The organism is Streptomyces calidiresistens, assembly GCF_014141525.1.
GTDB lineage: Bacteria > Actinomycetota > Actinomycetes > Streptomycetales > Streptomycetaceae > Streptomyces > Streptomyces calidiresistens.
Map to the genome: position 1 here is coordinate 1 of NZ_VKHS01000309.1, position 5,931 is coordinate 5,931.

At 74.7% G+C, this 5,931-nt stretch carries 4 protein-coding genes and 1 tRNA gene; all 5 read left to right on the top strand.

Annotated elements, in window-relative coordinates; genetic code table 11:
- Nucleotides 1-46 precede the first annotated feature (46 nt).
- Nucleotides 47-934, top strand: coding sequence for an SDR family oxidoreductase (locus tag FOE67_RS14045; protein ID WP_182664170.1), 888 nt, complete (start codon nt 47-49; stop codon nt 932-934).
- A 376-nt stretch (nt 935-1,310) separates the two neighbouring features.
- Nucleotides 1,311-1,383: transfer RNA gene (locus tag FOE67_RS14050), tRNA-Lys, on the top strand.
- Between the two features lie 317 nt (nt 1,384-1,700).
- Entirely contained in the window at nt 1,701-2,327 is a 627-nt protein-coding gene (locus FOE67_RS14055; RefSeq protein ID WP_228473876.1) for a hypothetical protein, read from the top strand.
- A gap of 262 nt (nt 2,328-2,589) precedes the next feature.
- Nucleotides 2,590-4,296 (top strand): ATP-binding cassette domain-containing protein, encoded by a 1,707-nt coding sequence (locus FOE67_RS14060; protein WP_182664173.1) that lies wholly within the window; start codon nt 2,590-2,592, stop codon nt 4,294-4,296.
- Nucleotides 4,297-5,059: 763 nt separating this feature from the next.
- A partial coding sequence (locus FOE67_RS14065; protein WP_323384909.1) for a PP2C family protein-serine/threonine phosphatase occupies nt 5,060-5,931 on the top strand: 872 nt, incomplete at its 3' end.

The following is a 5,931-nucleotide window of genomic DNA, read 5'->3' on the forward strand; positions in this document are numbered from 1 at the left end:
CCACGAACGTGCCACCACGAACGTCCCACCACGAAGGAGGATCCCCGTGTCCGACGAGCCCCGCCGCGTGGACCCGACCACCCGCCACCCCCGGCCCGAGTTCCCCGAGCAGGAGCAGGAGCCGCCGGGCCACACCGAGGAGATGAGCCCTCGTCCCGACCACGGCGAGGAGTCCTACCGGGGCTCGGACCGCCTGCGCGACCTGTGCACGGTGATCACCGGCGGCGACTCCGGCATCGGCCGCGCCGTCGCGCTGGCCTTCGCCCGCGAGGGCGCCGACGTGCTCTTCACGTACCTGCCCGAGGAGAAGGGCGAGGCCGAGGAGACCACCCGCCTGGTCACCGACGCCGGCCGCCGAGCGGTCGCGGTCGCCTGCGACCTCCGGGAGGAGCAGGAGTGCCGGGAACTGGCCGACCGCGCCGTGGAGGAGTTCGGCCGCGTGGACGTGCTGGTCAACAACGCGGCCTACCAGATGGCCCAGCCCGACGGCATCGAGGCCATCACCACCGAGCAGTTCGACCGGGTGATGAAGACCAACCTGTACGGGATGTTCTGGTTGACGAAGTTCCTGCTGCCGCACATCCCCGAGGGCGGCAGCATCATCAACACCACCTCCGTACAGGGGTACAAGCCGTCCCCGCCGCTGATGGACTACGCCATGACCAAGGCGGCGATCAAGAACTTCACCCAGTCGCTCTCCACCCAGCTCATCGAGCGCGGCATCCGGGTCAACGGCGTGGCCCCCGGGCCGGTGTGGACGCCGCTGATCCCCTCCACCCTCCCGGAGACCTCGGAGTTCGGCGCGCAGGCCCCCGTGGGCCGGGTGGCACAGCCGGCCGAGATGGCACCTCCGTACGTCTTCCTCGCCTCCAAGGAGGCCAGCTACATCACCGCCGAGATCGTCAATGCCACCGGCGGCACCCCGCTGCCCTGACGCGCACCGGCACAACCCCGGTGCTCCGGCGGGCCGCCCCGGCCCGCCCCGATGCCCGGCCCCGGAGTCCCTCCCGGGGTCGCCCCGGCGGTCCGCACCGCCGGGAACGGTCGGGACCCCTCGACCGCCTCTCGCCCCGGCCCGCGCCCGTCCCCTTCCCCGGGGCGATCCCGGCGCGGGCCGGGACCCGTGTCCGGGCCCGGTCCGGGGCCACGGCACCGGTCCCGCCGGGGCCGCGCCGGATGCGCCGGGCGCGCGAGCGGCGGCTTCCGGCCGGGGCGGGCACGCCCGCTCCGAGGGGGCGCCATCGACCCGGCACACGCCGGGGGGAATCGCCCGCGACCCGCCCTCGGCGGACGGCTATGCTGCTCCCTGCGGGCCGTTAGCTCAATTGGCAGAGCAGTGGACTTTTAATCCATTGGTTGTGGGTTCGAGTCCCACACGGCCTACCGCCGGACCCCGGGTCGGAGACCATCCGCCCCGGGGTCGTTGCCGTTTCGGAAGCCGTGACGGCCCCCTGCTCGGCCGCCGCTCGGCCGAACGGTCGGAACCGCCGGCCGGGCCGGTGGCTCGTCGGTGTCCCCCACCCACCGGGCGGGGCGCCCGGGTCGGGACGCCGGCGGGATGGGCCGGAGGTGGGCAGCGGCCCGGATGGGGGTCATCACGCTCTCGTGGCCACGGGGCCCGTTCCGGGGTTTCCACACAGCGGTCCACCGGCGACCGAAAGTCCCGTGAGCGGATCGGGACGCGCGGCTGGCCTCGCCGGGTGAGCTTCAACAACCTTGCCCGGCAGGCCCGCGATGTGAGGCTCCCCCGGGGACTCCGCGTCTCGCGCCTCCGGTCCTGCGTGCAGTTGTATCGGCCGCTCGGCTTCCACGCGACGCTGAGTTTTCTCGAGGCCGAGGCGGGCCCCTACCGCACGGACGAGGGCGCCCTGCTCCGCGCGCTGGACGTGCTGGAGGCCGGCAGGAACGCGTGGCACGCCGAGCTTCGACTGTTCGACGCGGAGCGACGGCTCGCCAAGGGACGGGGGGCACGTCAACCGCACCCGACCGAGCGGAACCCGTACCGGGAAGCGCGATGGTGGGGCGCGCCGAGGAAGGGAGCCCTGCACTGCCTGTCGTTCCTGCGCGACCGACATTGGCTCCCGCCGGCCGCCGGGGACCCGGTCGCCGCGGACCTGCACCGCTGCGTCGACGCCTGCCTCGAATCCGGCGGGCCGTTGGGGGTGGAGGAGCGCCTTCTGTTGGAGCGGTGCATCCGGGCACTGCGGGAGCGGCTGAACTCCACGGCCCCGGATGGAAAGGGGACGGACCGGATCCGTGCCATGGATCTCCTCCGGGCCGCCCGTCATGTGGAACTCGCGGCGGTTGCACATGTGGGCGATGCCTGAGCGGGCGCACCGGCTCACCCGGAGGCGCGTTCGGGGGTCGGGCGGGGAGGTGTGACGGGTCGTATATCGGGTGACCCCGAAGGTCCGCGTTGTTACCCTGGCGCCATGGCACGAGGTATCTGGTCGCAGAAGGTCCGACTCCGCCGCTGACGGCGGCGCGCCTTCCCTGCTGACCCCCTGCTGAATTCGCGCTCGCCGTTCCGGTTCCCCGCCGGGCGGCCGACCCACGCTGCCCGGCTCCCCTGCGAGCTGCGGAGCACCGTTGAACCCCACCCCTCTTCCCGGGTCCTCGACCCCGGCTGTTTCCCCCTCCGTCTCCCCCTCCGTCTCCCCGTCCGCCGGCCCGGCCGGCGACGCCCACATCCGGGTCGGGAACGTCATCGTCACCCGCGGGCCCCGACGGGTCCTGGACCGTCTCTCGGTCACCGTCTCCACCCGGTCGCGGATCGCCGTCGTCGGCGAGAACGGACGCGGCAAGACCACCCTGCTGCACCTCCTCGCCGGGGAGATCGAGCCCGACGCCGGCACCGTGCACCGGGTCGGCACGATCGGCCTGGCCCGCCAGGAACTGGACGCCCGCGACGGCGCGACCGTCGGCACCCTGACCTCCGAGGCGCTGGCCGCCTCGCTCGCGGCCCTCGCCGAGTTGGACGCGGCGACCGCCGCACTGACCGACGGTGTCCCCGGGGCCGACGACCGGTACGGTGCCGCGCTGGAGGTCGCGACCCGGCTCGACGCGTGGGACGCCGAGCGCCGGGTCGATGTGGCCCTCGACGCCCTCGGCGCCTGCACCGACCGCGACCGGCCGCTGGCGACGCTGTCGGTCGGGCAGCGCTACCGGGTCCGGCTCGCCTGCCTGCTCGGCGCGCACCACGACCTCCTGCTGCTCGACGAACCGACCAACCATCTCGACGCCGACGGCCTGGACTTCCTCACCCGCCGACTGCGCGGGCACACCGGCGGCCTGGTCGTCGTCAGTCACGACCGGGCGCTGTTGCGGGACGTCGCGGACCGGTTCCTGGACCTCGACCCGACCCGTGACGGCACGCCGCGCCTGTACGCCGGCGGCTACGAGGTCTGGCGGGAGGCCCGTCGGCGCGAACGCGAACGCTGGGAACAGGAGCACGCCGAGCAGCAGGAGGAGCACCGGCGGTTGCGGGAGGCGGTGTCCCGGGCCCGGGACCGGCTCTCCACCGGTTGGCGTCCGGAGAAGGGCACCGGCAAGCACCAACGCCAGTCCCGGGCGCCGGGTGTCGTGCAGGCACTGAAGCGGCAACAGGAGGCGCTGGAGGCCCACCGCGTCGACGTGCCGGAGCCGCTCCCGGTCCTGCGCCTGCCCGATCCCGGGGTGCGGCGGGGCGCGCCGCAGGTGCGGGCGCACGGCGTCGCCGTGGAGGGCAGGTTGGCCGGGCCGGTGGACCTCACCCTCGACGGTGGTGACCGTCTGCTGGTGACCGGCCCCAACGGTGCCGGGAAGTCCACCCTCCTGGCCGTGCTGGACGGCTCCACGCGGCCCGACCGGGGGAGTGTCCACCGGGCTCCCGGGGCCCGGATCGCCGGGCTCGGCCAGGAGAGCGCCGAACGGGACCCCCGCCTCACCGCCCGGGAGGTGCACGCCCGTCACGTGGGGCGGTTGGTGGCCCGGGGGGTGCTGCGCGACGCCGAGGTCGTGCCGCTGCGGGCCCTCGGGCTGTTGGACGCCGAGGCGGCGCGCACCCCGGTCGGGGAGATGTCGCAGGGGCAACGGCGCCGGTTGGACCTGGCGTTGGTGTTGGCGGTGCGACCGGGACTGATCCTCCTCGACGAGCCGACCAACCACCTCTCGGCGGCCCTGGTCGACGAGTTGACCGGGGCGATCCGGGGGACGAGCGCCGCCGTGGTGGTGGCGACGCACGACCGGCAACTGTTGCGGGACCTCGCGGACTGGCCGCGCCTGGAGGTGGGTCCGCCCTCGCCGCCGACCGGTTGAGAACGACGGGGCCGAGGGGAGGGCCGGCATCCCTCTTCCGGCTTTCCCCGTCCCCGGCCCCGGTTCGTTCCGTCCCCGGTACGAACCGGGGCGGGCGCTCACCCCCGGTGGGGGAGTCGAGCAGGGCCTCGGTGCGGGCGAGGGCGTCGGGGGGCCGAAGAGGCCGGGCAGCCCGCCGGTGTGGAGGAGGACGGTCGTCCCGCCGGGGTGGAGTCCCCGTCACGGCCGGCGGCGATGAGCCCCGCCGGGGCCCGGCCGGTGTGGATCGGGTCGAGGGTCGGACCTTCGGCGCGTGCCGCCGGGACGGGGCGGCGGCCGGCGCGTCGGTGCACGCGGCGTAGCCGGGGCCGACCCGATCCGGGCGAACCCGCGGGTCGGTCGGGTCGTCCGGTCGATCCACGGAACCCGGGGGCGCAGATCGACGACCTCGGCCGGGCGGGTGCGGGCTCCAGCGGCACGGGCTCGGTGCCGGGCCTCGGCCGGAGGGACGGCCACGGGATTCACGGGTGGTCTCCTCCGGGGGCGGGTGGCCGCGGCCCATCCCGCTCCCGGCCCCGGCCGGCGGCCCGGGCCCCCCGAATGGGTGAGGCGGGGGAATGTCATCCGTTCGGGTGCGGTGGTCGCGGGCCGGGATCGGGTGACGACCGTGCGCGCCCGTCCGGAGGGGGCCGTTCCCCGGGGATTCGTGGGAGATTTTCCCCTTCATCGTTTTTATGTCGGTTGCCGGGTGGCTTTCGTCGGGCGACGGGTGGAAATTGGTGGAGTGCACCAAGCTCGTCGCCTGCAGCTCTTCCCCGAGGAGCGGAGGGCACCGGTTCCCCGGTACCTCCGGCTGCTGCCGGTGGGCCTGGTCGCGCTGGGGGCGGCACTCAACCTCCTCACGCCGCCGGAGGCCACCTTCACGCCGCTCTTCGCCGCCGCGCCGCTGGTGGCGGCGGCGCTGCTGTCCTTCCGGGAGACCGTGTTCGCCGCGCTGGTCTCCACGGTCGCGGTGATCCTGTTGTCCATCTACGTGGGACACGCCGCCCTGGTCTCCGACGAGATGATCCGGGGTCTGACGGTCATCACCGTGTCGGCGTTCTCCCTGGTGGTGAGTCGGCTCAACCGGCAGCTCGCCTCCGCGCGCGGGGTGGCGGCGGCGGTGCAACGCGCGGTGCTGCCCGAGCCGCCGGACCGGGTGGGTCCCCTGGAGGTGGCCGCCCGCTACCAGGCGGCCCGGGTGGACACCCTGGTCGGCGGCGACCTGTACGCGGCGGTGGACACCGCGTACGGGGCGCGCCTGCTGGTGGGGGACGTGCGGGGCAAGGGGCTCGGCGCGACGGAGGCGGTGACGGTGATCCTGGGCGCCTTCCGCGAGATCGCGGACACCGAGCCGGATCTGACCGAACTGGGGCACCGGCTGGAGAGCGCGTGGCAGCGCGAGGGCGCCCGACGGACGGGCATGGACGGGGTGGAGGGGTTCACCACGGCCGTGGTGGTGGAGGTGTCGTCCGGGGACCCCGGAACGCTGCGGATCCTGGACTTCGGTCACCCCCCGCCGGTGCTGCTGGATCCGGACGGCAAGGCGCGGTACCTGGAGGCGTGCGACCCGGGGCTCCCCCTGGGGCTGGCCGGGCTGACCGGGGCGCCGGGCGG